Below are 23,556 nucleotides of genomic sequence, written 5' to 3'. Positions count from 1 at the left end.
GAAGGAGTGCATTCGTGACCCGCAAAACCGCAGCTGATTTCGATCCTGAAGTGTTGAAACTGTTTGACCAGTATGTGCACGGCGGCATCTCCCGCCGCGAATTCCTGTCCAGCGCCAGCCGTTACGCGGTGGGCGGCGCCACGGCGGCGAGCCTGTTGACGGCGCTGAGCCCCAGCTTTGCCGCGCCGGTGGTGGAAAAAGACGACAAGCGCATCCATGCCAAGTTCGTCGATTACCCGTCGCCGCAAGGCTATGGCACGGTGCGCGGCTACCTGGTGACGCCGGCCAACGTCAAGGGGAAATTGCCGCTGGTGCTGGTGGTGCATGAAAACCGCGGCCTGAATCCGCACATCGAGGATATCGCGCGCCGCCTGGCGGCCGACGGCTTTATCGCGTTCGCGCCGGATGCGCTGACCCCGCTGGGCGGCTATCCGGGCGATGAAGACAAGGCCCGCGCGGAATTCGCCAAGCTCGATCCGGCGAAAACCCGCGCCGACTTCGTTGCCGCCGCCAAATGGCTGCACGGGCACCCGGACGGCAACGGCAAACTGGGCGTGGTGGGCTTTTGCGTAGGCGGCGGCATCGCCAATTACCTGGCCACGCAATTGCCGGAACTGGCTGCCGCCGTGCCGTTCTATGGCCCGCAGCCGGCAGCAAGCGACGTGCCGCGCATCAAGGCGCCACTGCTGATCCACGATGCGGGCAACGACCAGCGCATCCTGGCCGGCTGGCCCGCCTATGAAGCCGCGCTGAAGGAAGCGGGCGTCAAGTACGAGCATTACACGTACCCGGCCGTTGAGCACGGTTTCAACAACGACACCACGCCACGTTACGACGCGGCTGCCGCCAAGCTGGCGTGGCAGCGCACGGTCGACTTCTTCAAGTCCAAACTGGCTTGATATCCGGTCATCCGGCACACCCTGCGGCGTGTCGGATTTTTTAACATTTCTGTGTAGGTGTTTTACAACTCCCTGCGCCAATCGCGCGGCACGAAAATTGCAAAGTAAATAATCTTTCACTTTATCAAAAGGAGAGGATTATGAAACGTTGCATTTTGTTATTGCTGGGACTGTTTGCCGCGCTGCCGGCCATGGCCGACGTGATTTACCGCTGGCATACCGTCACGGAGTCGCCAGATTTGCCGGGCTTCGATGCGGTGCTGCGCATTACCGACGACGCGTTTTGGCGGGGGAATGCCTTTATCGATTTCGCCGGTTGCTCGGGTACCCCGTGTGCGCTCAGCGCGGTCGATGCCGGCATCGTCTACATGGGCTATTCGTTTGCGCTGGGCGGCCATGGCCACCAGCCGCCGCTGGAGCTTGGCGTGTATGACAGGTTTGACCTGCAATTCGATGCGCTGGGCGGCGTGACGGGCAGTATCAGCTTCAATACGACGGAAGTGGAGCTGGACATGTCCGGCCACTCGCTGTGGTCGGTCGACTTGCTGCGCGGCGATCCTTATGTCGGTACGCAGTGCGGCGGTCCCACGTTCTGCAGCGGTACCACCGGCTATTTCCAGGCGGAGCGTTTGCCGGTGCGGGTGCCGGAACCCTCCACACTGTGGCTGACGTTGGCGGGCCTGGCCGGATGGCTGGCGGCCCGCCGCAAAGCTAGCTTTGCACCTCTTCCCGCACTTCGTCGTGCGCTGTGCGTGTCAGGGTTACGACGATTTCTTCCGGAGCAAAGCCCCGTTCCAGCATGAATTTCCATGCGGCCAGTACACCGACCTGGCGGTCCAGCAGGACGGCGTACGTTTTCACGGCCGTCGTGTCATCAAAGGGGTATAAAAGTTCGGACATTGCGCCCTCGCATATGGCACACCAGGCATTCTGGCGGCATCTGGTCGCGTGCAGGGGTCGGGCAGCGCAGTGTAGGGCTTCAGGTTTTATGAAGTAACTGAAGTTTATGCCCGCGCTTGCCCGGGCGCAATGTTTAGTCACGTTACCGCAACAACTTTATTGTCCTGGACGCAGTGGTTCGAGCCGATGAGCAGGACCAGCGGCAGGTCAGTCCTGATCGGTCTTGAAGATGGGGGGAATGGTTTCCCGCCGCGCAACCAGACCCAGCAAACCGACACCAACCAGCAGCATGATGTAGACGGGCGGTTCGGGGATCGGACTGATGCTTTGGGGCGCGGGCGGCGCCTGGCTGGCGGCGATGGCGGCGTCGGCCAGCGCGATGAGATAGGTGTCGTCCAGGGATTGCAGCGGCGGCAGCGCAGGTTCGATCGTTACGTCGACTGTGGCGGCGCTGTGCGCCATCGTCGCAACAGTCAATAGCGTTGCCAGCAACAACGCTTTATTCCAAACAGTTTGCATGGCGCCTCCCGAAGGCTGAACCGTGAGTGGCAGGCTGCTAGCCTAGCACGATTCACCTCAAGTGTGGCGCATTACTCAATCATTTAATTTTGACAATGTTTCTGCGTAACGCGGGAAAGGCCAGTACGCGCTTGATGACGCCACGCGGCACGGCCTTGTGCGTCATGTAAACCCACGCATTGGCGGCGCCGCTGGATTTTTCGATGTTCAGTGCGGTATCGACGTCGTTGGCCATCGCATGGTTTTGCCGGTCCGGCTGGTGTTGGTCCATCGTTCTATCCTCGTTGTCGTTATGGCTTCAATGGGGGCGCTGCATCCACTGTTCGCGCAGTGCGCGGCGCAGGATTTTGCCGACGGGCGTCTTCGGCAGCGTGTCCTGCATTTCAATGATGTGCGGGCATTTATACGGCGCCAGGTTGGCGCGGCAGTGCCTGGCGACATCGTCCTTGGTCAGCGACTGGTCGCGCGGCACGACAATCGCACACACGGCTTCACCACTGCGTTCGTCTTCCACACCGATCACTGCCGCTTCCATCACGCCGGGCAGCATCGCCAGTACTTCTTCGACTTCGTTGGGGAAAACGTTAAATCCTGAAACCAATATCATATCCTTTTTGCGGTCGACCAGATGCAATAAACCCGTGTCGTCCAGGTAACCGATATCGCCGGTACGCAAGAAACCATCGGCCGTGAGCGCCGCCGCGCTTTCTTCCGGCCGGTTCCAGTAACCACGCATCACTTGCGGCCCTTTGGCGCACACTTCGCCGGGCGTGCCCAGCGGCAGGGGCTGGCCGGCGTCGTCGCGGATGGAAATGTCGGTCAACGGCAGCGGCATGCCGCCCGTGCCCGTGAAGTGCACGTTGTCCGTGCGGTTCACCGTCAGCGCGCCGGAGGCTTCGGACATGCCATAGCCTTCGCAAATGTGCATGCCCGTCAGCGCATGCCAGCGCTCGTTGACGCTGTGCTGCGTGGCGGAGCCGCCCGCCGTGCACAGCCGCAGCGCCGTCAAATCCACTTTCAGGATGTCCGGGTGGTTCAGCAGCGCGTTGTACAGCGTATTGATGCCGCTGAGGATGCCGATGCGGTAGTGCTGCATGGTCTTGATCAAATCATCGAGCGCGCGCGGGTTGGCGATCAGCACACAGCACACGCCATGCAGGATGGACGGCACCAGCACCAGCATCAGCGCACTGATGTGATACAGCGGCATGATGGCCATGGCCACCGTGCCATCGTCTTTCATTGCTTGCAGTGAGGGCATGGCCCACGCTTCCAGCAATGCTTCGTGGGCGGCCAGGTTGCCATGGGTGAGGATGGCGCCTTTGGAGGTACCCGTCGTGCCGCCCGTGTATTGCAGCAGCGCGATATCGTCGCGCGTGAGGGCGACGGGGCGGGGATGGGGCGAGTGGCCCTGCTTGAGCACCGTGCCGAACAGCACGTGGCCGTCGATATCCCAGGCCGGCACCAGGTGCTTGACGTGGCGCGCCACGAGATTGACCAGTGGCGCCTTGAAGCCATGCAAGTCGCCCAGGCTGACCACGATGACTTTTTCAATTTGGGTGGCGGGCAGCACTTGCTGCACCACGTGGGCGAAGTTTTCCAGCACCACGATGACTTTCGCGCCGCTGTCGGCCAGTTGGTGCGTCAGTTCTCGGACGGTGTACAGGGGATTGCAATTGACCACCACATAGCCGCCCTGCAACGCGCCGAAGAAGCACACGGGATACGGCAGGATGTTCGGCAGCATGATGGCGATGCGCTCGCCCCGCTCGAAGCCCGATTGCTGCAGCCACGACGTGAATTCGTCCGCATGCTGCTGCAATTGGGAAAATGTCATCGTCGTGCCCAGGCCGGCCAGTGCGGGCCGCGATCCGTGGACCGTGCACGCTTCGTGGAAGCGGTCGACCACGGTAAGGCCGGGAATGTCAGGATGTGGATTGACGTGGCCGGGGTAATGCTTGATCCAGTGACGGTCCATAGATTCGCCCTCCCAGATTGATAGTGTGCGCTTAATTTCACTGCGCAGCTATGGCATCTTGTTAAATTTTCGCAACAGACAATATTGCAAAACCACACCGGCATTGCACGCGCCGCATATTGGCTAAAATGAAATGCGTTCCAACCCGACAGGAGAATGACATGCCCGACCAGGTGGTCTTGGTGTTGCAGGGAGGTGGTGCGCTGGGCGCGTACCAGCTGGGCGTCTACCAGGCCATGCATGAAGCGGGCATGGAACCGGACTGGGTGATCGGTACGTCGATCGGCGCGCTGAATGGCGCGATTATCGCGGGTAATCCGCCGGCGCGGCGGCTGGACCGGCTGCGCCAGTTCTGGACGCTGATGGAGCATCATTCCACCCTATATCCCGGCATGCCGCGCGCGTTTGCCAACGCGCTGACCTTGACGCAGGGGATACCCGCGTTCTTTGCCATCAATCCGGCCACGTGGTTCAACCCCGATGCGGACGTGGGCGTGGAAAACGCCGCGTTTTACCGCACCGGCCCGCTGCTGAAGACGCTGGGCATGCTGGTCGACTTCGATTACCTGAACCGCGACGGCTTGCGCCTGACGGTGGGCGCCGTCAGCGCCCGCACCGGGCACATGCGTTACTTCGACACGAAAAAGGAAACGCTGGGCGTGGACCACGTGGTGGCGTCCGGCGCGATCCCGCCGGCGTTCCCGGCCGTGAAAATCGATGGCGAACCGTACTGGGATGGCGGCATTTATTCGAATACGCCGATCGAGGCGGTGCTCGATGACGAACCGCGCCGCAGTTCGCTGATCTTTTCGGTACAGGTATGGAATCCGGACGGCAAGGAGCCGCAAAGCGTGCTGGACGTGCTGGAAAAGCACAAGGAAATCCAGTACGCCAGCCGCGCCAGCCACATCGAACAGCAGCGCCGCCTGCACCGGCTGCGGCACGTGATCCGCGAACTGGCGCACCGCTTGCCGGCCGACGTGGCCGCGCTGCCGGAAGTGCGCGACCTGGCATCGTGGGGCTGCGGCACGGACATGCACGTGGTGCTGCTGAAAGCGCCCCGGCTCGATAGCGAAGACCACACCAAGGACATCGATTTCACGGCGCTGGGCATCCATACGCGCTGGCAGGCCGGTTATGCCGACATGAAAAAAGCGCTGGAATCCCGGCCATGGGTGACGCCGGCATCCCCCATTGAAGGGATTGCGATCCATGAGATCTGATGACTAGAATAAAGCTATTGACCCAATAGAATCAATTAAATTTATTTATTGTGCAGGCTTCCGTACACTGGCCTCACTGATTGCCACCCATCCAGGAGAGACCATGAGCCAGCCACCGCAATTGACCACCGCTTCCGGCATTCCCGTTGCCGATAACCAGAATTCGCTGAGCGCCGGTCCGCGCGGCCCCTTGCTGCTGCAAGACTTCCACCTGATTGAAAAACTGCAGCATTTCAACCGCGAGCGCATTCCCGAGCGCGTCGTGCATGCGAAGGGTTCCGGCGCGTACGGCACCTTCACCGTCACGCACGACATCACGCGCTATACCAAGGCCAAACTGTTCAGCCAGGTCGGCAAGCAGACGGAAACCTTCGTGCGCTTTTCCACCGTGGGCGGCGAGCGGGGCAGCGCCGATACGGAACGCGATCCGCGCGGTTTCGCCATTCGTTTTTATACGGAAGAGGGCAACTGGGACCTGGTGGGCAACAACACGCCGATGTTCTTCATCAAGGACCCGATCAAGTTCCCCGACTTCGTGCACACGCAAAAGCGCTGCCCGCGCACCAATTTGAAATCGGCCACGATGATGTTCGATTTCTGGAGCAAGGCGCCGGAAAGCCTGCACCAGGTGACGATGCTGTTTTCCGACCGCGGCACGCCGGACGGCTACCGCCATATGGATGGCTTCGGCAGCCATACGTACAGCCTGATCAACGACCAGGGCCAGCGCGTCTACGTGAAATGGCATTTGAAAACGCAGCAGGGCATCAAGAACCTGTCGGCGCCGGACGCGGTACGGCTGGCCGGTACCGACCCGGATTATGCGCAGCGCGACCTGGTGAACGCCATCGACCGGGGCGACTTCCCCCGCTGGGACGTCAAAGTGCAGGTGGCGACGGAACAGGAACTCGACGCGTGGAGCGCGCGCACGGGCTGGAATCCGTTCGACCTCACCAAGGTGTGGCCGCACGCGGACTTCCCGCTGCACGCCGTGGGCGTGCTGGAACTGAACCGCAACCCCGTCAACTACCACGCGGAAGTGGAGCAGGCGGCTTTTTCTCCCGCCAATGCGGTGCCCGGCATGGGCTATTCGCCGGACAAGATGCTGCAAGGCCGCATGTTCGCCTACCACGACGCGCAACTGTACCGCGTCGGTACCAACCACCAGCACTTGCCGGTCAACGCGCCGCGCTGCCCGTTCCACAACCAGCAGCGCGACGGCGCGATGGCGATCCATAACGGCGGCGATGCGCAAAACTATGCCACCGTGGACGCGGCCGGCCATGGCGGCGGCGCCAACACGGGCATGGGCCACGGCGAAGGGCCGCTGGCGCTGCAGGGCGCGGCGGGACGCTACGATGGCCGTGGCCAGGAAGACGACTTCACGCAGGCCGGCAACCTGTTCCGTTTGATGACCACGGCGGAAAAGCAAAACCTGTGCGCCAACCTGGCCGGGCCGCTGAGCCAGGTCAGCGACGAGATTATCCAGCGCCAGCTGGGGCATTTCGACAAGGCCGATCCGGCCTATGGCGCGGGAGTCCGGGCGGCGTTGAAGGCGCTGGGCCGCAACGTCGACTGAAGGATCCCGGGCACGCATGGCAAATTGAAACACCGGGGGCCAAGGACCGTTAAAATAGCGGTCCTGGAGAACTAACACGGGACACCCCCATGACCATCAAAATCAGCCAAAACTTCGATTCCGGCGCCATCGAAGTGGTGCGTGCCGATACCCCGGCCACCATCGAACTGAAGCTGCGCGACGATAACGCAGCCGATATCCGCCAGTGGTTCCACTTCCGCCTGCAGGGCGCGCGCGGGCAGGCCGTGACGATGCGCTTCACCAACGCGGGCCAGGCCACGTACGCCAAGGGTTACGAGGGCTACCACGCCGTGGCCAGCTATGACTCGGAAAACTGGTTCCGCGTGCCGACCACGTTCGACGGCGAAGTCATGACCGTCAAGCACACGCCGGACCTCGACAGCGTGTATTACGCCTACTTCGAGCCGTATTCGTGGGAACGCCACCTGCGCCTGCTGGGCGAAGTGGCGGAAAACCCGGTGGCGCGCGTGCTGGACATCGGTTCGTCGCTGGATGGTCGCGACATGAACCTGGTGGTGATCGGCGAACCCGAAGCGGAAAAGAAAATCTGGGTCATCGCGCGCCAGCACCCGGGCGAATCGATGGCGGAATGGTTTGTCGAGGGCATGATCGATGGCTTGCTGGACGACGCCAACCCGATCGCCCGCAAGCTGCTGCAGCGCTGCGCGTTCTACATCGTGCCGAACATGAACCCGGACGGTTCGATCCGCGGCAACCTGCGCACCAACGCGGCCGGCGCCAACCTGAACCGCGAATGGATGACGCCATCGCTGGAACGTTCGCCCGAAGTGCTGTGCGTGAAAAACAAGATCCATGAAACCGGTGTCGACATGTTCTTCGACATCCACGGCGATGAAGCGCTGCCGTACAACTTCGTGGCCGGCAATGAAATGCTGGAAAACTTCACGCCGGAACAGGCTGCCGCGCAAAAGGCGTTCATCGACCGCTACAAGAACGCGTCGCCGGACTTCCAGGATACCTATGGCTATGCCGCGTCGAAGTACAAGGAAGACATGCTGACCTTGGCGTCGAAATACATCGGCCACCACTTCCAGTGCCTGTCGCTGACCCTGGAAATGCCGTTCAAGGACAACGCGGACCTGCCTGACGCGCACGTGGGCTGGAATGGCGCGCGCAGCGCCGCGCTGGGCCGCGCCATCCTGCAACCAATCCTGCTGTCGCTGGACGATTGAACCATGGGCATCGAGATCGAGCGTAAATTCCTCGTCACATCCGATGCGTGGATGCGGCAGGGCGAACCCGTCCTGCTGCGCCAGGGCTACCTGTCGTCGCATCCGTCACGCGTGGTGCGCGTGCGGATCGAAGGCGATGGCGCGGTGATGACCATCAAGGGCAAGAACGTGGGGGCGAGCCGGGGTGAATGGGAATACCCGATTCCGATGGACGATGCGGTGGAATTTCTCGACAAGCTGTGCGAACAGCCCATCATCGAGAAATACCGGCGCCGCATTCCGTACGGGGGCTTTGTGTGGGAAGTCGATGAGTTCCTCGGCGCCAACGCCGGGCTGGTGGTGGCGGAAATCGAATTGCCGTCGGAAGACCAGGCCTTCGACAAGCCCGACTGGATCGGCGAGGAAGTCACGCACGACAAGCGCTATCTCAATTCCAACCTGATCGCCCATCCGTACTCGAACTGGTGACCTGCCGTTGAAGCCTTGCCGGGCGCGTCGCGTGCCCGGCAATTCCTGCATCGACTCCTCTTTACTGCACCTTGACCCGGCGGATATCCACGTACCGCAGGAAGTCGATCGCGCCATTGTCGTTCATGCGGATGGACGTGGCCGCCAGTTCCCCGTGGCCCTGCTGCATGGCGCCGATGCCCGTCGCCACCGTGCTGACGGCGCCGGACGGCGTGATGCGGCGGATGGTGTCGTAGTCCAGCGCATAGATATTGCCCGCCGTATCGAGCGACAGCGACAGCGGCTGATGGAAATACGCATCGGTGCCGGCGCCATCGATCATGCGGCCGGAACGCTCGTTGTTGGCCCCGGCCAGGATGGTGACGTCGCCATCCTTCGTGATTTTCAGGATTGCGCTGGCGGTGGCCACATACAGCGTGCCGTCCGTGGCGCTGGCAATGGCTGTCGACTGCCCGATGCGCGCGCTGGCGCCTTTGCCCGCGACCGGGTAGAGCGGGCAGGCCGGCGCCGTGCCCATGCCGCAGCCGTCGCCGGCCAGCGTGCTCCATGAACCATCGGCGGCGATCTTGCGCACCTTGCTGCCGTCGAGCGCAAACAGGTTACCCGCGCTGTCGAACGTGAAGCGCGCCAGCAGGGCCGTCGCGGTGCCGGACGGGCCGTCGATGGTGGCCTTCTTGCCGTCGTGCGCCGCGGTGCGGGTCAGCACGCTCAGCTTGCCGTCCGGTGTGCGCTTGCTTACCGTCAGCGCATAGTTCGCCGCGGCTTGCACCAGGTACAGCGTGCCATCCTTGGTGCCGCCAATGATGCCGTAACCGGCCAGGGCGCCGATTTCCACCGGCGCCGCGCTGCCTTTCACTTGTATCACCTTGGACGTGGGCGACGCGTACGATACGTAATAGCCGCCGGCACCATCGGGTGCGAAGCCGCGCGGTTCGCCCGTGTAGCCGGTGCCGCCGGTGCCGGGCAGGCTGACGGTTTGCCACCATTGGGGCAGGCTGGCCATCAGTTCGCTGACAGGCGACGGCTGCACTTGCAGCGCCAGGGTTTGCGTATCGCTGCGCAGTTTCGCTTCGATGCTGTGCGTGCTTGCCGCACCGGCCGACGCGTCCGGGAAATAGATGGCGCTGCGGGTATCGTCACTGGGCGTCAGCGAGCCGGAACTGCCAGGCAGCAGCCGCCAGCTGACCTTGTCTCCCTTCCTGCCGCCGGTGGCGGTCAGCGCAATGCCGCTGCCGCCTTGCATGACGGTGGACGTGGTGGCGTTGATCTTCAGGCCGGTGGGGCCGTCGGCGCCGCAAGCGGCGAGGATTGCCAGCAGGGGGACAAGTGCGTAGCGGGGGGAGAGTCTGGTCATGTCGATCCGTTTCAATGGAAAAACAGCACTGTAACGGTGCGGCGCCTTGATCAATCTCACACAATGTCACTTTGGCATGTTAAATGTGTAAGGATGTGTAATGCGGGCCGGGAAATGCAAAACGGGCGCTTGGAAGCGCCCGTTTTTTCAGTGGAAGTGCTCGTTGCCTGCCGGCGCATCTTCCGGCATTTCCGCATGCACCAGTTCGCCGGCGGGATCGGCAAACAGCGGCGCGCCGCAATCGTCGCAATACTCGGACACGTAGCGCTCGCCCAGTTTCTTGACGGTGGTGACGCCGGCCGCGTTCAAGTGTTCGACGATCTCTTCCACCGGCGTGCGCGGCTTCAGCAGGCTGGCCAGGTTGCCGCTGGAAATCGGGCCTTCCGGTGGCGTGCCTTCCTCGTCTTCCTGGCCATACAACGGCCACACCACGCCATACACGACGTCGGTGCTCTGGCGCGGTGTAAATGCCACGCGGTATTCATCGACCTGGCCATCGCCCGCTTCTTCGCCAAAGGCGGCAATCACGGCGCGCAAGTCCGACGGTTCCACGGCCAGCGTGTGGGTCAGGTAGTGCACGGCGGCGCGGATCGATACGGGACGGATCAGCTTGTCCGCTTCGCGGCACGCCATGTAATACGCTTCCGGCAGCAACAGTTCGACGCCGCAGCCCGGCAGCAAACGGTTCACGGTGGGCAGCGCCTGCGTTTGCCACTGTTCCAGCGCATTCTTGCGCTCATCGGCATAGTGCGCGGCGGCAGCCGGCATTTGCCAGCGGAACAGGGGACCGCCATGCGGCGCCACCACGGCCACCAGCAGGTAGCGGGTGTCGGCCAGGAACGGGGCGGTTTCCGGCACCTTGGTATCGGTCTTGTACGCCACGCCTTTCAGCGCGGCTTGCGCCAGCTTTTGCACCTTGCCATACGCTTCGGCATGGGTGCGCGGCAACTGGTCGATCGAATACAAGGTCGACGCCATCGCCATGTGCGTGCCATCGGCCAGCAGGTGGGCGGAGAAATGCGCGGACAGCGTGTTCAGCACATCGGCCGGGATCGGGCCGGAGGCAATGGAAAAGCGGGTCCAGGCCAGGATAGGGGCGGCGACCAGCAAGACATCGTACTTGGTGGAAACGCCGTCGGCTTCCACGGTGATCGTCGCCGATTCGCTGACGGCTTCGACGCCGTCCATCAGCACGTCATAGGCGGTCAAGTCGTCGCGGAACAGGCTGTTCAGCGCGGCATCGATGGAATCCTGGTGGCTGGATTTCAGCAGTTTATGGATTTGCTGGTCCAGTACGGCTTCCCAGTTGCGTTCTTCGAGGCGGCTGGCAGACTGGCCTACGGCTTGGGCGAGGGTGACGAGGCGCTGGCTGTCGGCAGTGAGTTTGGGTGTTGAATCTTTGGATGGGCGACGCATAGCGCTGACAGGTTCTCTCAGTAGGAAAATTCACGTTAGGCATATTGTAGTGGATTCAGCGGCATGCGGCGGCCAAATAAAAAACGCCGGGCGAACCCGGCGTTTCTATACAGCTTTGTGGCTGAGGATCAGGCAGCCAGCAACTGGCGCAGCACGAATGGCAGGATGCCGCCGTGCTTGTAGTAGTCGACTTCGATCGGCGTGTCGATGCGCAGCAGCACGGACACTTCCTGGGGCGTGCCGTCGGCGCGGTGGATCACCAGCGTGCATTGCTGCTGAGGCTTGATCTCGCCTTCCAGGCCTTTCAGGTCGTAGGTTTCCTTGCCGGTGATGCCCAGCGATTCCACGGAATCGGTGCCGATGAATTGCAGCGGCAGCACGCCCATGCCCACCAGGTTGGAACGGTGGATACGCTCGAACGAACGGCAGATCACGGCTTTCACGCCCAGCAGCTGGGTGCCCTTGGCGGCCCAGTCGCGCGACGAGCCGGTGCCGTACTCCTCGCCGCCGAACACCATGGTCGGGGTACCTTCCGCCACGTACTTCATGGCCGCGTCATAGATCGACAGTTGTTCGCCCGATGGCTGGTGAATCGTGATGCCGCCTTCCACTGCGGAACCGTCGGCCTTTGGCGGGATCATCTTGTTCTTGATGCGCACGTTGGCGAAGGTGCCGCGCATCATGATTTCGTGGTTGCCGCGGCGCGAGCCGTACGAGTTGAAGTCGGCTTTCTGCACGCCGTTTTCTTTCAGCCATTTGCCGGCCGGGCCGTCTTCCTTGATCGAACCGGCCGGGGAAATATGGTCGGTGGTGATCGAGTCGCCGAACACGCCCAGCGCGCGTGCGCCGGTGATGCCGGAGGCGGCCGATTTCGGTTCCATCGTGAAGCCGTCGAAGAATGGCGGCTCGGCGATGTAGGTCGAGTCAGGCCAGTTGTAGACCTGGCCTTCGGTCGACGACACGGCTTCCCACAGCTTGCCCGGATTGCCCTTGACGTCGGCGTAGTTATCCTTGAACACCTTGGAATTCATCGCGTACTTCATCAGCGCCTGGATTTCAGCCGAGCTCGGCCAGATGTCACCCAGGTACACGTCCTTGCCGCCCGTGCCCTTGCCGACCGGCTCGGTCATCAGGTCGCGCGTCATGTTGCCGGCAATGGCGTAAGCCACCACCAGCGGCGGCGAGGCCAGGAAGTTCGAACGGATGTTCGGGTGGATACGCGCTTCGAAGTTGCGGTTACCGGACAGCACGGCCGAGGCCACGATGTCGTTCGACTGGATCGCCGCGTTCAGTTCCGGCGTCAGGTCGCCCGCGTTGCCGATACAGGTGGTGCAGCCGTAGGCGGCCACGCCGAAGCCCAGTTTTTCCAGGTACGGCAGCAGGCCGGCGGCGGTCAGGTACTCGGTCACCACGCGCGAGCCGGGAGCCAGCGACGTCTTGATGTGCGGCGCCACGGTCAGGCCGGCTTCCACGGCTTTCTTGGCCAAGAGGCCGGCGGCCAGCAGCACCGACGGGTTCGACGTGTTGGTGCAGGACGTGATGGCGGCGATCAGCACGTCGCCGTTGTGGACTTTGACGCCGTTCGACGTTTCGTATTCGGTGGTCAGGTCGTCGGCGGGCTTGTTGAAGCCGTTTTCCGACACGGGTTTGGAGAACAGTTCGGTGAAGGTCGACTTCACGTTGCCGATTTCAATGCGGTCTTGCGGACGCTTCGGACCGGCCAGCGATGGCGCGACGGTGCCCAGGTCCAGCGAGACTACGCGGGTATAGTCGATGTCGCCGGCTTTCGGCACGCCGTACAGGTTTTGCGCCTTGAAGTACGCTTCGAAGGCGTCGATTTCCGCCTTGGTGCGGCCGGTGCCCTTGAAGTAATCGATGGTGGCGTCGTCGACCGGGAAGAAGCCCATCGTCGCGCCGTATTCCGGCGCCATGTTGGCAATGGTGGCGCGGTCGGTCAGGGTCAGCGTCTCGGTGCCTTCGCCGAAGAATTCCACGAACTTGCCGACGACTTTCTCCTTACGCAGCATCTCGGTGATGGTCAGCACCAGGTCGGTCGCGGTGCAGCCTTCGCGCAGCACGCCGGTCAGGTTCACGCCGATCACGTCCGGGGTCAGGAAGTACACCGGCTGGCCCAGCATGCCGGCTTCGGCTTCGATGCCGCCCACGCCCCAGCCCACCACGCCGATACCGTTGATCATCGTGGTGTGGGAGTCGGTGCCTACCAGGGTGTCCGGGTAATACACGGACTCGTCGGTCTTGTGCACGCCGCGCGCCAGGTATTCCAGGTTCACCTGGTGCACGATGCCGAAGCCCGGCGGCACGACGCCGAACGTGTCGAACGCCTGCATGCCCCATTTCATGAATTCATAGCGCTCGTTGTTGCGCGAGAATTCCAGCTTCATGTTCAGGTCCAGCGCTTTTTTCTCGCGGAAGTGATCGATCGTCACGGAGTGGTCGACCACCAGGTCCACCGGCACCAGCGGCTCGATTTTCTTCGGATCGGCGCCCATTTTCGACGCGACGTTGCGCATGGCGGCCAGGTCGGCCAGCAGCGGCACGCCGGTGAAGTCCTGCAGCACGACGCGGGCCACGACGAACGGGATTTCATCCACGCGTTCGGCGGTGGCGCCCCAACCGGCCAGTTGCTTGACGTGTTCTTCGGTGACTTTCTTGCCGTCGCAGTTGCGCAGCACGGATTCCAGCACGATACGGATCGATACCGGCAGGCGGGAGATGTTGATGCCCAGGCTCTTTTCCAGTGCTGGCAGCGAGTAAAACTTGCCTGGTTTGCCGGCGATGTCGAATTCCTTGAGCGTGTTGAGAGTGTTGCGGGACATGAGATCTCCTTCAGTGAGTATCGTCAGTGATTCATTCTTATGTAATTACGACTCGGGGTGCTGCTGATGCCGGCTTCAGCCCTGGGCCGGCATGTGCACAACTGCTGCCTGTTCAGGGCTCTTGCACTCATTGGCCAACTGGCGATTCTGCTTGGAATCGAGCAGCATGCCTTTGGCGGGAATGCCGATCCAGATCAAGCCGTACAACTTGTTTTCAAAACGGTGGGCGCCGGTGGTCGTACCTACCCGCGTCAGGCGGTGCAAACGCTTTTTCCAGCGCAGCGCAATGTGGCCATCGTCGCCGGCGTTGGTATAAATCGTAATCTTGTTGCCCAGTTCACAGTTGAACTCGGTAACCGCCGAATCCGCCACGGACGGTTCGTCGGCTTCTTCCTTGTCGGCCGGCGAAATGGCCGGCGCGGCGCCGGTTTCAGATGGCTTGGCGGCTTTTTTCGCCTTGGCCGGCTTCTTTTCCGTGGCTTTGGCATGGTGGTCGACTTCCGCGTGCGCGGCGCCGGCCATGGTGAACGAGCCCAGCGCCAGTGCGCAGGCCAGGAATAATTGAGAGACAGTTTTCATGATGCTTCCGATACAGGGGTGTTAAGCAGGGCAATTGCCGATTCCGGCAAGGTCAAGCCGGCCAGACGTGCGCGTTGCAGCACAGTCCAATAATACCGGTAGCTGGCGCGGTCGTGCAGCCTGCCGCCATGCGAAATCGGACCCCATTGCGCACTCATGGCGTCATGCAGGATGTGCGCCGCCTCATTCACTTCCGACAAGCGCGGTGTGAAGGCCTTGATGACCGGCTTGATCTGGTTCGGGTGGATGCTCCACATGCGCGTATAGCCGAACTCGGCGGCGGCGCGCTGGGCATCGTTGGCCACCACGGCCGGATCCTTGATTTCCGTCGTCACGTTGTGCGACGGCACCTTGCCGTGCGCATGGCAGGCGGCGGCGATTTCCAGCTTGGCGCGCACCACCAGCGGGTGCGTGAACTGGCCCGGCGTGCGCATCGCGTTGCCGGGCACGGCGCCGTAATGGGATGAGACGAAATCCATGATGCCGAACGACAGGCATTCGACTTGCGGCAGGGCGGCGATGTCGTGCACGTCGCGCAGCGCGCCGTGCGTTTCGATCAGCACGTGCACCGGCAAGCCCTGGCGGCCGGCCTTGTTGGCGTGGTGGTTGACCAGGTCCAGTGCCTTGCGCACTTCCGCCACGCTGTCTGGTTTTGGCAACACGACATAGGCCAGTTGCGCGGCGGCCTGGCCGACGATGATTTCAATGTCGCGCTCGAAGTGGGCGCTGTGCAAATCGTGCACGCGGGCGCCGATGCGGTGGAACTTGTTGCCGTCGTCGCGCAGCATGGACGCCACCAGTTCGGCGTGCGCCGCTTCGCTGCCGGCGGACGCGCCGTCTTCGCAATCGAACGTGATATCGAACAGGGGACCAATTTCTTGTTGCAAGGCAATCGACTTGCGCATCAGCTTTTCAGAACCGGCGTAATGGTCGCAGGCGGGGAGCAGCAGTGGCTGGCGTGTGCCCTGGAATAAGACCTCGGAAGGATGCATGCTGGAAGTAGTGGTTGAGGGGGCGGGCTGGACAGGAGAAGACGCCGCCCCGCTTCCGGCGGGGCCGGGAGCGGGGCGGCGGTTGCGGCTGATGGCGGGTTTGACCGGGTCCATGTCGCCGCGGTGCGCCGATTATGGCAGCAGGTGTTTCACGCCTTCACGCTCTTCGGTCAGTTCCTTCAGCGTGATGTTGATGCGCTCTTGCGAGAAGGCGTCGATTTCCAGGCCCTGGACAATCTTGTATTCGCCGTTTTCGGTGGTGACAGGGAAACCGAACATGGTGCCTTCAGGGATGCCGTAGGAACCGTCCGATGGCACACCCATGGTGGTCCACTTGCCGTTGGTGCCCAGTACCCAGTCGCGCACGTGGTCGATGGCCGCGTTGGCAGCCGATGCCGCCGACGACAGGCCGCGTGCTTCGATGATGGCGGCGCCGCGCTTGCCGACGGTCGGCAGGAACACGTTGGCGTTCCATTCCTGGTCGTTGATCAGGTCCTTGACCGATTTGCCGTTCACGGTGGCGAAGCGGTAGTCGGCGTACATGGTTGGCGAGTGGTTGCCCCATACGGTCAGCTTCTCGATATCTTTCACCTGGGTGCCGGTCTTGGCAGCCACTTGCGACAGGGCGCGGTTGTGGTCCAGGCGCAGCATGGCGGTGAAGTTCTTGGCCGGCAGCGATGGCGCCGATTTCATGGCGATGTAAGCGTTGGTGTTGGCAGGGTTGCCGACCACCAGCACTTTCACGTTGCGCGAAGCGACGGCGTCCAGCGCCTTGCCTTGCACCGTGAAGATCTGGGCATTCGCTTCCAGCAGGTCTTTACGCTCCATGCCTGGGCCGCGCGGACGGGCGCCAACCAGCAGGGCGACGTCGACGTCCTTGAACGCAGTCATTGGGTCGGAGTGGGCGGTCATGCCTGCCAGCAGCGGGAAGGCGCAGTCGTCGATTTCCATCATGACGCCTTTCAGCGCTTTCTGCGCTTTTTCGTCAGGGATTTCGAGCAGTTGCAGGATGACTGGCTGGTCTTTGCCCAGCATGTCGCCGTTGGCGATGCGGAACAGCAGGGAATAGCCGATTTGACCGGCAGCGCCAGTAACGGCAACACGCATTGGGGTTTTAGCCATGATGAATCTCCAAAGTGATGGAATGAAAACGGAAGCTATGGGCCCGGTTCGGGGAAAAATATAATGATACCAAAAGCGGTCACGAAAAATTGCTGGTTTTGCCTCAATCAGGTGCGTGAATAATCGGCCCGCCGGGCCGGGTCCGCTATCTTCTAATTGATACAAGACCGCAAAGTTCAGATTGCCTTTCACCGGAACTGCGACTATGCTTTTCTGAGCCGGATGTCAACCATCCTGGCCAAATAAGCACAACTCCTGAGTGTAGGCTTCTCTGGACTTCCTGTCAACGCTATCTTATGTCTTATATAAGACAGATAAGTTGACGTTTTTTCTGGACGGCGAGGGGTAAATGTGGTGAAATGCCTGCCCATGAACTCCGCCTCGTCCAATCTGAACAGCGCCAACATGCAAAGCGCATCCGGTCCATCGGCCGGCGGCCCGTCGCCGACGTTTTCGCCGCTGTACCAGCAGATCAAGGCGCTGATCACGCAAAGCCTGCAGTCCGGCGAATGGAAGCCGGGCGAACTGATCCCCAGCGAAGTGGAACTGGCCGGCCGTTTCAAGGTCAGCCAGGGCACCGTGCGCAAGGCGATCGACGAGCTGGCGGCGGAAAACCTGGTGGTGCGCAAGCAGGGCAAGGGCACGTTCGTGTCGACCCATCACGAAGCGCGCGCGCATTTCCGTTTCCTGCGGCTGATGCCGGACGAAGGCGTGCCGCATTATCCCGAATCCAAATTTATCGAAGTCAAGCGCATGCGCGCGCCCGCCGACGTGGCGCGCCTGCTGGAACTGAAATCCGGCGATGCGGTGGTCTTCATCAAGCGCGTGCAATCGTTCGACGGCACTCCCACTATTGTCGAAGAACTGTGGTTGCCCGGCTTGATCTTCAAAGGCCTGACGGCCGAGCGTCTCAATGAATACAAAGGGCCGATGTACGGCCTGTTCGAATCTGAGTTTGGCACCCGCATGATCCGCGCGCAGGAAAAGATCCGCGCTGTGTGTGCAGGCGATTCCGAAGCGGAATTGCTGCAGCTGGCTGCCGGTACTCCACTGTTGATGTCGGAACGCGTGTCGTTCACGTATGGCGATAAGCCGGTAGAGCTGCGCCGCGGGTTGTATTCCACCCTGCGCCACCATTACCAGAACGATTTGAGCTGATCCACTAAAAGAACATCGAAGAGCATGAAGCGGCTGGCCAATATGACAATGCATTTACCCGTTGCCCGCCGCCAGGAAGTATTCGAACCGATTTGATTCAGGAGACGCGCAGCCCCCTCGCCACGGGGCAAGACCTGCGCTTATAAAAGAGTCATGCTTAATAGGCATGGCCAGAGACTGCGGCAGCTAAGCGGCAACTAAGCGATAAAACATAATTATCGTTATATGTAACAATAGATATTGGTCTGGACAGTGAAAATAGGCGAAAATCGCTGTCCTGCAAAATTTTAGTTATAGATAGGGAGGTCTTGACATGTCAGAAGCCGTAAGGGAAGCAAGAAAACAGCGGCCGGAATTTCGCAATATTCATGTAACGGAATTGTCCAACTACCGCATGCCATTGGCGGCGATTGTGTCGATTTTGCACCGCATCAGCGGGTTCATGATGTTTGCCCTGTTGCCAGTCGTGCTGTATCTGCTGGAACTGAGCATTCGCTCGGAAATCTCGTTTGGCTACTTCCAGGGCATCGCCCAGCAGCCCATCACCAAACTGGTCATCCTGGCCCTGGTTTGGGGTTATTTCCACCATTTCTGCGCGGGTGTACGCCATCTGATCATGGACATGCACGTCGGCCTGGACAAGGACTCGGCGCGTAAATCCTCCGCCACCGTGCTGGCCATCAGCCTGACGCTGACCGTACTGGTCGCCCTGAAACTGTTTGGAGTGTTCTGAAAATGGCAAACAATAATATCGGACCAAAGCGCCTCGTCGTCGGCGCGGGCTACGGCGTCAAGGACTGGCTGGCACAGCGCGTGACCGCCGTGCTGATGGTGGTGTACACCGTCACCCTGCTGGTTTCCTTCCTCACCGGCAGCAACTTCACGTACGAAGGCTGGGCCGGCATGTTCGCGAAACAATGGTTCAAGCTGTTCTCCGCAGTGACGCTGTTCGGGCTGTTCTACCACGCCTGGGTCGGCATGCGTGATATCTGGATGGACTACGTGAAAGCGGTTGGCGTGCGCCTGGCGCTGCAAATCGCCACCATCCTGTGGCTGGTCGGCTGCGCCGCCTGGTCGGTTCAAATTCTGTGGAGCGTATAAATCGTGGCAGCAATCAAATCTGCAATTCCTTCCCGCCGCTTTGACGCGGTGATCGTGGGCGCCGGCGGTTCCGGCATGCGCGCCTCCCTGCAACTGGCGGAAGCCGGCCTGAACGTGGCCGTGCTGTCGAAAGTATTCCCGACCCGCTCGCACACCGTGGCGGCGCAGGGCGGTATCGGCGCGTCGCTGGGCAACATGGCCGAAGACAACTGGTTCTGGCACATGTTCGACACCGTCAAGGGCGGCGACTACCTGGGCGACCAGGACGCGATTGAATTCATGTGCCGCGAAGCACCGAAAGTCGTGTACGAGCTGGAACACTTCGGCATGCCATTCGACCGCAACCCGGACGGCACCATTTACCAGCGTCCGTTCGGCGGCCACACCGCGAACTTCGGCGAGAAAGCCGTGCAGCGCGCCTGCGCCGCGGCCGACCGTACCGGCCACGCGCTGCTGCACACGCTGTACCAGCGTAATGTCCGCGCCCGCACCCACTTCTTCGTCGAATGGATGGCCCTGGACCTGGTCCGCGACGCCGAAGGCGACGTGGTCGGCGTGATCGCGCTGGAAATGGAAACCGGCGAAGTCATGATGCTGGAAGCGAAAACCACGGTGTTCGCCACCGGCGGCGCCGGCCGTATCTTCGCTGCATCGACCAACGCGTTCATCAACACCGGCGACGGCATGGGCATGGCGGCGCGTGCCGGCCTGCCGCTGCAAGACATGGAATTCTGGCAGTTCCACCCGACCGGCGTGTCCGGCGCGGGCGTGCTGATCACGGAAGGCGTGCGCGGCGAAGGCGGTATCCTGATCAACTCGCAAGGCGAACGTTTCATGGAGCGATATGCGCCGACCCTGAAAGACCTGGCGCCGCGCGACTTCGTGTCCCGCTCGATGGACCAGGAAATCAAGGAAGGCCGCGGCTGCGGTCCGAACAAGGATCACGTGCTGCTGGACCTGCGCCACATCGGCAAGGAAACCATCGAGAAGCGTCTGCCGTCGATCCTGGAAATCGGCCACAAGTTCGCCAACGTCGACGCGACCAAGGAACCGATTCCTGTCGTGCCGACCATCCACTACCAGATGGGCGGTATCCCGACCAACATCCACGGCCAGGTTGTCACGCCTAACGGCGACGGCACGCAGAAAGTCGTCAACGGCCTGTACGCGATCGGCGAATGCGCCTGCGTATCGGTGCACGGCGCGAACCGCCTGGGCACCAACTCGCTGCTGGACCTGGTGGTGTTCGGCCGTGCGGCCGGCAACCACATCGTTGCGCAAAACCTGAAGCAGAAGGAAAACAAGCCGCTGCCGAAAGACGCCAGCGACTTCGCCATGGACCGCCTGAACAAGCTGGAAACGTCGACCGGCTCGGAAAAAGTGCAGGACGTCGCCAACGACATCCGCGCCACGATGCAGAAATACTGCGGCGTGTTCCGTACCGACGAAGCGCTGGTCAAGGGCCGCGAGGAAATCCTGAAGCTGGACGAGCGCCGCAAGCACGTCGCCTTCAAGGACAAGTCGAAAGTGTTCAACACCGCCCGCGTGGAAGCGCTGGAACTGGACAACCTGATCGAAACCGCCAAGGCCACCATTACCTCGGCGGCGGCACGCAAGGAATCGCGCGGCGCCCATGCGCACAACGATTACCCGACCCGGGACGACGAAAACTGGATGAAGCACACGCTGTGGTTCTCCGAAGGCAACCGCCTGGAATACAAAGCTGTCGTCACCAAGCCGCTGACGGTTGAAACCTTCAAGCCAAAAGCACGTACTTTCTAAGCAAGGGCTCAAGAACATGCCACGCACTCTCAAATTCAAGATTTACCGCTACGACCCGGATCGCGACGCCAAGCCATACATGCAGGACTTGACCGTCGAACTGAAAGACACCGACAAGATGCTGCTGGATGCGCTGCAGCGCATCAAGTCGGACGTGGATGACTCGCTGGCCCTGCGCCGCTCGTGCCGTGAAGGCGTGTGCGGTTCGGACGCGATGAACATCAACGGCAAGAACGGCCTGGCTTGCACCACCAACCTGAACGAACTGACCGAACCGATCGTGCTGCGTCCGCTGCCTGGCCTGCCAGTCATCCGCGACCTGATCGTCGACATGACCCAGTTCTTCAAGCAGTACAACTCGATCAAGCCGTTCCTGATCAACGACTCGATTCCGCCGGAAACCGAGCGCCTGCAGTCGCCTGCCGAGCGCGAGGAACTGGACGGCCTGTACGAGTGCATCCTGTGCGCTTGCTGCTCGACGTCGTGCCCGTCGTTCTGGTGGAATCCGGACAAATTCGTGGGTCCTGCCGGCCTGCTGCAAGCCTACCGCTTCATCGCCGACTCGCGCGACGAAGCCACCGGCCAGCGCCTGGACAACCTGGAAGACCCATACCGTCTGTTCCGTTGCCACTCGATCATGAATTGCGTTGATGTTTGCCCGAAAGGCCTGAATCCGAACAAGGCGATCGGCAAGATCAAGGAATTGATGGTCCGCCGCGCCATTTAATTTATGACGCATCTGGACAAATCTGCGCATCAGGCAGATCCAGCGAACCGCGCGCGCCTCCGCTGGCGCGCGCGCCGCGGCCTGCTGGAAAACGACATCATCCTGACCCGTTTTCTCGATGCGCATGAAGAAGAATTGACCGACGAGGAAGTGGACGCGCTCACGCGGCTCCTCGACTTGTCGGACAATGCGCTGATGGATCTGGTGCTGGCTCGAACCGAGCCGGAAGGCGAGGTCGATCTGCCGCATGTGCGCGCACTGCTGCAACGTTTGCGTCTTGCGTGACGGGGCGGGCCGGATACCCGAAACCGGCCCCCTTTACGCCGCTGGTAGTACCAAAGGTTTTTTTAATAAGCTGCATCTCTCCAGGAAGGAAGAGTCCATGAACACCTCTGACAACAAAGCAACTCTGTCGTTCTCCGATGGTAGCCAGCCGGTCGAATTCCCGATCTACAAAGGCACGATTGGCCCGGACGTCATCGATATCCGCAAACTGTACGGCGCCACCGGCAAATTCACGTATGACCCGGGCTTCATGTCGACCGCGGCATGTAACTCGTCGATCACCTACATCGACGGCGACAAGGGCGAGCTGCTGTACCGCGGCTACCCGATCGAACAGTTGGCCGTGAACGCCGACTTTATGGAATCGTGCTACCTGCTGCTGAACGGCGAACTGCCGAACGCAGCGGAAAAGAAAAAATTCGTCGACACCGTGACCAAGCACACCATGGTGCACGAACAGATGCAATTCTTCTTCCGTGGCTTCCGCCGCGACGCGCACCCGATGTCCGTGCTGGTTGGCACCGTCGGCGCGCTGGCATCGTTCTACCACGATTCGCTGGACATCAACGACCCGCACCACCGCGAAGTGTCGGCAATCCGCCTGATCGCGAAGATGCCAACCCTGGTGGCGATGGCTTACAAATACTCGATCGGCCAGCCGTTCGTGTACCCACGCAATGACCTGTCGTACAGCGCCAACTTCATGCGCATGATGTTCGGCAACCCATGCGAAGAATACAAAGTCAACGACGTGCTGGTGCGCGCGCTGGACCGCATCCTGATCCTGCACGCGGACCACGAGCAAAATGCTTCGACCTCGACCGTGCGTCTGGCCGGTTCGTCGGGCGCCAACCCGTTCGCCTGTATCGCTGCCGGTATCGCCTGCCTGTGGGGCCCTGCCCACGGCGGCGCCAACGAAGCGGCACTGAACATGCTGAAAGAAATCGGCTCGGTCGACAAGATCCCTGAGTTCATCGCCAAGGTCAAGGACAAGAACTCTGGCGTCAAGCTGATGGGCTTCGGTCACCGCGTGTACAAGAACTTCGATCCACGCGCGAAACTGATGCGCGAAACCTGCCACGAAGTGCTGAACGAACTGGGCCTGCAAGACGACCCACTGTTCAAGCTGGCCATGGAACTGGAAAAGATCGCCCTGAACGACGAATACTTCGTGTCGCGCAAGCTGTACCCGAACGTCGACTTCTACTCGGGCATCGTGCAGTCGGCACTGGGCATCCCGGTCTCGCTGTTCACCGGTATCTTCGCGATGGCCCGTACCATCGGCTGGATCGCGCAATGGAACGAAATGATTGCCGACCCAGAACAGAAAATCGGCCGTCCACGCCAGCTGTTCGTCGGCGCCACCGTGCGCGACGTACCTCCACTGGACAAGCGTTAATCCGGTTCGTCGTACGGACGCAAA

At 61.4% G+C, this 23,556-nt stretch carries 22 protein-coding genes; 13 read left to right on the top strand and 9 right to left on the bottom strand.

Going from position 1 to position 23,556, the window contains the following annotated elements:
* Positions 1 to 14 precede the first annotated feature (14 nt).
* On the top strand, positions 15 to 899 hold the full coding sequence (locus GJ700_RS24605; RefSeq protein ID WP_371868110.1) for a dienelactone hydrolase family protein: 885 nt from the start codon (positions 15 to 17) through the stop codon (positions 897 to 899).
* 140 nt (positions 900 to 1,039) lie between these two features.
* Positions 1,040 to 1,702: a PEP-CTERM sorting domain-containing protein gene (locus GJ700_RS24600; protein ID WP_154378928.1), complete on the top strand. Its 663-nt coding sequence runs from the start codon at positions 1,040 to 1,042 to the stop codon at positions 1,700 to 1,702.
* Between the two features lie 304 nt (positions 1,703 to 2,006).
* Here the strand turns inward: GJ700_RS24600 and GJ700_RS35630 are convergent, their stop codons facing one another.
* The 3 genes from GJ700_RS35630 to GJ700_RS24585 form a co-directional block, all read right to left on the bottom strand.
* Complete coding sequence (locus tag GJ700_RS35630) at positions 2,007 to 2,318, bottom strand: PEP-CTERM sorting domain-containing protein (protein WP_229507224.1); 312 nt, start codon at positions 2,316 to 2,318, stop codon at positions 2,007 to 2,009.
* 79 nt (positions 2,319 to 2,397) lie between these two features.
* Positions 2,398 to 2,589 (bottom strand): hypothetical protein, encoded by a 192-nt coding sequence (locus tag GJ700_RS24590; protein ID WP_154378926.1) that lies wholly within the window; start codon positions 2,587 to 2,589, stop codon positions 2,398 to 2,400.
* A gap of 27 nt (positions 2,590 to 2,616) precedes the next feature.
* On the bottom strand, positions 2,617 to 4,296 hold the full coding sequence (locus GJ700_RS24585; RefSeq protein WP_154378924.1) for an AMP-binding protein: 1,680 nt from the start codon (positions 4,294 to 4,296) through the stop codon (positions 2,617 to 2,619).
* 161 nt (positions 4,297 to 4,457) lie between these two features.
* Here GJ700_RS24585 and GJ700_RS24580 point away from each other — a divergent pair, with 161 nt between their 5' ends.
* The 4 genes from GJ700_RS24580 (at position 4,458) to GJ700_RS24565 (ending at position 8,780) form a co-directional block, all read left to right on the top strand.
* The gene (locus GJ700_RS24580) at positions 4,458 to 5,519 is read left to right on the top strand and encodes a patatin-like phospholipase family protein (RefSeq protein WP_154378922.1); all 1,062 of its coding nucleotides are present in this window, start codon (positions 4,458 to 4,460) and stop codon (positions 5,517 to 5,519) included.
* Between the two features lie 103 nt (positions 5,520 to 5,622).
* Positions 5,623 to 7,098: a catalase gene (locus GJ700_RS24575; protein ID WP_154378920.1), complete on the top strand. Its 1,476-nt coding sequence runs from the start codon at positions 5,623 to 5,625 to the stop codon at positions 7,096 to 7,098.
* Between the two features lie 89 nt (positions 7,099 to 7,187).
* Complete coding sequence (locus GJ700_RS24570) at positions 7,188 to 8,312, top strand: M14 family metallopeptidase (protein ID WP_154378918.1); 1,125 nt, start codon at positions 7,188 to 7,190, stop codon at positions 8,310 to 8,312.
* A 3-nt stretch (positions 8,313 to 8,315) separates the two neighbouring features.
* On the top strand, positions 8,316 to 8,780 hold the full coding sequence (locus tag GJ700_RS24565) for a CYTH domain-containing protein (RefSeq protein WP_154378917.1): 465 nt from the start codon (positions 8,316 to 8,318) through the stop codon (positions 8,778 to 8,780).
* Positions 8,781 to 8,841: 61 nt separating this feature from the next.
* Here the strand turns inward: GJ700_RS24565 and GJ700_RS24560 are convergent, their stop codons facing one another.
* The 6 genes from GJ700_RS24560 to GJ700_RS24535 form a co-directional block, all read right to left on the bottom strand.
* Positions 8,842 to 10,134: an NHL repeat-containing protein gene (locus GJ700_RS24560; protein ID WP_154378915.1), complete on the bottom strand. Its 1,293-nt coding sequence runs from the start codon at positions 10,132 to 10,134 to the stop codon at positions 8,842 to 8,844.
* A 147-nt stretch (positions 10,135 to 10,281) separates the two neighbouring features.
* Entirely contained in the window at positions 10,282 to 11,550 is a 1,269-nt protein-coding gene (locus GJ700_RS24555) for a DUF2863 family protein (RefSeq protein ID WP_154378913.1), read from the bottom strand.
* 128 nt (positions 11,551 to 11,678) lie between these two features.
* Positions 11,679 to 14,387, bottom strand: a complete 2,709-nt coding sequence (gene acnA / locus GJ700_RS24550; protein WP_154378911.1) for an aconitate hydratase AcnA — start codon at positions 14,385 to 14,387, stop codon at positions 11,679 to 11,681.
* A 75-nt stretch (positions 14,388 to 14,462) separates the two neighbouring features.
* Positions 14,463 to 14,966, bottom strand: a complete 504-nt coding sequence (locus GJ700_RS24545; protein ID WP_195764005.1) for a hypothetical protein — start codon at positions 14,964 to 14,966, stop codon at positions 14,463 to 14,465.
* Positions 14,963 to 15,958 (bottom strand): HpcH/HpaI aldolase/citrate lyase family protein, encoded by a 996-nt coding sequence (locus GJ700_RS24540; protein ID WP_154378909.1) that lies wholly within the window; start codon positions 15,956 to 15,958, stop codon positions 14,963 to 14,965. Before GJ700_RS24540 ends, GJ700_RS24545 begins: the two co-directional genes overlap by 4 nt.
* 132 nt (positions 15,959 to 16,090) lie before the next feature.
* On the bottom strand, positions 16,091 to 17,080 hold the full coding sequence (locus GJ700_RS24535; protein ID WP_154378907.1) for a malate dehydrogenase: 990 nt from the start codon (positions 17,078 to 17,080) through the stop codon (positions 16,091 to 16,093).
* Positions 17,081 to 17,449: 369 nt separating this feature from the next.
* On the opposite strand from GJ700_RS24535, the gene GJ700_RS24530 reads away from it, so the two are divergent.
* The 7 genes from GJ700_RS24530 (at position 17,450) to gltA (ending at position 23,532) form a co-directional block, all read left to right on the top strand.
* Complete coding sequence (locus tag GJ700_RS24530) at positions 17,450 to 18,238, top strand: GntR family transcriptional regulator (protein ID WP_195764004.1); 789 nt, start codon at positions 17,450 to 17,452, stop codon at positions 18,236 to 18,238.
* Between the two features lie 313 nt (positions 18,239 to 18,551).
* A complete protein-coding gene (gene sdhC, locus GJ700_RS24525; protein WP_154378905.1) occupies positions 18,552 to 18,971 on the top strand; it encodes a succinate dehydrogenase, cytochrome b556 subunit in 420 nt (139 codons plus the stop codon).
* 2 nt (positions 18,972 to 18,973) lie between these two features.
* Positions 18,974 to 19,339, top strand: coding sequence for a succinate dehydrogenase, hydrophobic membrane anchor protein (sdhD, locus tag GJ700_RS24520; RefSeq protein WP_154378903.1), 366 nt, complete (start codon positions 18,974 to 18,976; stop codon positions 19,337 to 19,339).
* Positions 19,340 to 19,342: 3 nt separating this feature from the next.
* Positions 19,343 to 21,121 carry a succinate dehydrogenase flavoprotein subunit gene (gene sdhA, locus GJ700_RS24515; protein WP_371868109.1) on the top strand — a complete coding sequence of 593 codons (1,779 nt, stop codon included), beginning with the start codon at positions 19,343 to 19,345 and terminating at the stop codon, positions 21,119 to 21,121.
* A gap of 16 nt (positions 21,122 to 21,137) precedes the next feature.
* Positions 21,138 to 21,848: a succinate dehydrogenase iron-sulfur subunit gene (locus tag GJ700_RS24510; RefSeq protein WP_154378901.1), complete on the top strand. Its 711-nt coding sequence runs from the start codon at positions 21,138 to 21,140 to the stop codon at positions 21,846 to 21,848.
* A gap of 3 nt (positions 21,849 to 21,851) precedes the next feature.
* Positions 21,852 to 22,133 (top strand): FAD assembly factor SdhE, encoded by a 282-nt coding sequence (locus GJ700_RS24505; RefSeq protein WP_154378899.1) that lies wholly within the window; start codon positions 21,852 to 21,854, stop codon positions 22,131 to 22,133.
* Between the two features lie 97 nt (positions 22,134 to 22,230).
* Positions 22,231 to 23,532 (top strand): citrate synthase, encoded by a 1,302-nt coding sequence (gene gltA, locus GJ700_RS24500; protein WP_154378897.1) that lies wholly within the window; start codon positions 22,231 to 22,233, stop codon positions 23,530 to 23,532.
* The last annotated feature ends 24 nt before the right edge of the window (positions 23,533 to 23,556 follow it).

The sequence above is a fragment of the Pseudoduganella rivuli genome, assembly GCF_009674485.1.
GTDB lineage: Bacteria > Pseudomonadota > Gammaproteobacteria > Burkholderiales > Burkholderiaceae_D > Rugamonas > Rugamonas rivuli_B.
The sequence above is the reverse complement of the archived record's forward strand: the minus strand, read 5'-3'. Positions and strand labels throughout refer to the sequence as shown.

Bases quoted from the DNA above. Each gene is read 5' to 3' on its own strand.
- GJ700_RS24600 (WP_154378928.1), top strand. From the start codon at position 1,040: ATGAAACGTTGCATTTTGTTATTGCTGGGACTGTTTGCCGCGCTGCCG.
- GJ700_RS35630 (WP_229507224.1), bottom strand. From the start codon at position 2,318: ATGCAAACTGTTTGGAATAAAGCGTTGTTGCTGGCAACGCTATTGACT.
- GJ700_RS24590 (WP_154378926.1), bottom strand. From the start codon at position 2,589: ATGGACCAACACCAGCCGGACCGGCAAAACCATGCGATGGCCAACGAC.
- GJ700_RS24585 (WP_154378924.1), bottom strand. From the start codon at position 4,296: ATGGACCGTCACTGGATCAAGCATTACCCCGGCCACGTCAATCCACAT.
- GJ700_RS24580 (WP_154378922.1), top strand. From the start codon at position 4,458: ATGCCCGACCAGGTGGTCTTGGTGTTGCAGGGAGGTGGTGCGCTGGGC.
- GJ700_RS24575 (WP_154378920.1), top strand. From the start codon at position 5,623: ATGAGCCAGCCACCGCAATTGACCACCGCTTCCGGCATTCCCGTTGCC.
- GJ700_RS24570 (WP_154378918.1), top strand. From the start codon at position 7,188: ATGACCATCAAAATCAGCCAAAACTTCGATTCCGGCGCCATCGAAGTG.
- GJ700_RS24565 (WP_154378917.1), top strand. From the start codon at position 8,316: ATGGGCATCGAGATCGAGCGTAAATTCCTCGTCACATCCGATGCGTGG.
- GJ700_RS24560 (WP_154378915.1), bottom strand. From the start codon at position 10,134: ATGACCAGACTCTCCCCCCGCTACGCACTTGTCCCCCTGCTGGCAATC.
- GJ700_RS24555 (WP_154378913.1), bottom strand. From the start codon at position 11,550: ATGCGTCGCCCATCCAAAGATTCAACACCCAAACTCACTGCCGACAGC.
- acnA (WP_154378911.1), bottom strand. From the start codon at position 14,387: ATGTCCCGCAACACTCTCAACACGCTCAAGGAATTCGACATCGCCGGC.
- GJ700_RS24545 (WP_195764005.1), bottom strand. From the start codon at position 14,966: ATGAAAACTGTCTCTCAATTATTCCTGGCCTGCGCACTGGCGCTGGGC.
- GJ700_RS24540 (WP_154378909.1), bottom strand. From the start codon at position 15,958: ATGCATCCTTCCGAGGTCTTATTCCAGGGCACACGCCAGCCACTGCTG.
- GJ700_RS24535 (WP_154378907.1), bottom strand. From the start codon at position 17,080: ATGGCTAAAACCCCAATGCGTGTTGCCGTTACTGGCGCTGCCGGTCAA.
- GJ700_RS24530 (WP_195764004.1), top strand. From the start codon at position 17,450: ATGAACTCCGCCTCGTCCAATCTGAACAGCGCCAACATGCAAAGCGCA.
- sdhC (WP_154378905.1), top strand. From the start codon at position 18,552: ATGTCAGAAGCCGTAAGGGAAGCAAGAAAACAGCGGCCGGAATTTCGC.
- sdhD (WP_154378903.1), top strand. From the start codon at position 18,974: ATGGCAAACAATAATATCGGACCAAAGCGCCTCGTCGTCGGCGCGGGC.
- GJ700_RS24510 (WP_154378901.1), top strand. From the start codon at position 21,138: ATGCCACGCACTCTCAAATTCAAGATTTACCGCTACGACCCGGATCGC.
- GJ700_RS24505 (WP_154378899.1), top strand. From the start codon at position 21,852: ATGACGCATCTGGACAAATCTGCGCATCAGGCAGATCCAGCGAACCGC.
- gltA (WP_154378897.1), top strand. From the start codon at position 22,231: ATGAACACCTCTGACAACAAAGCAACTCTGTCGTTCTCCGATGGTAGC.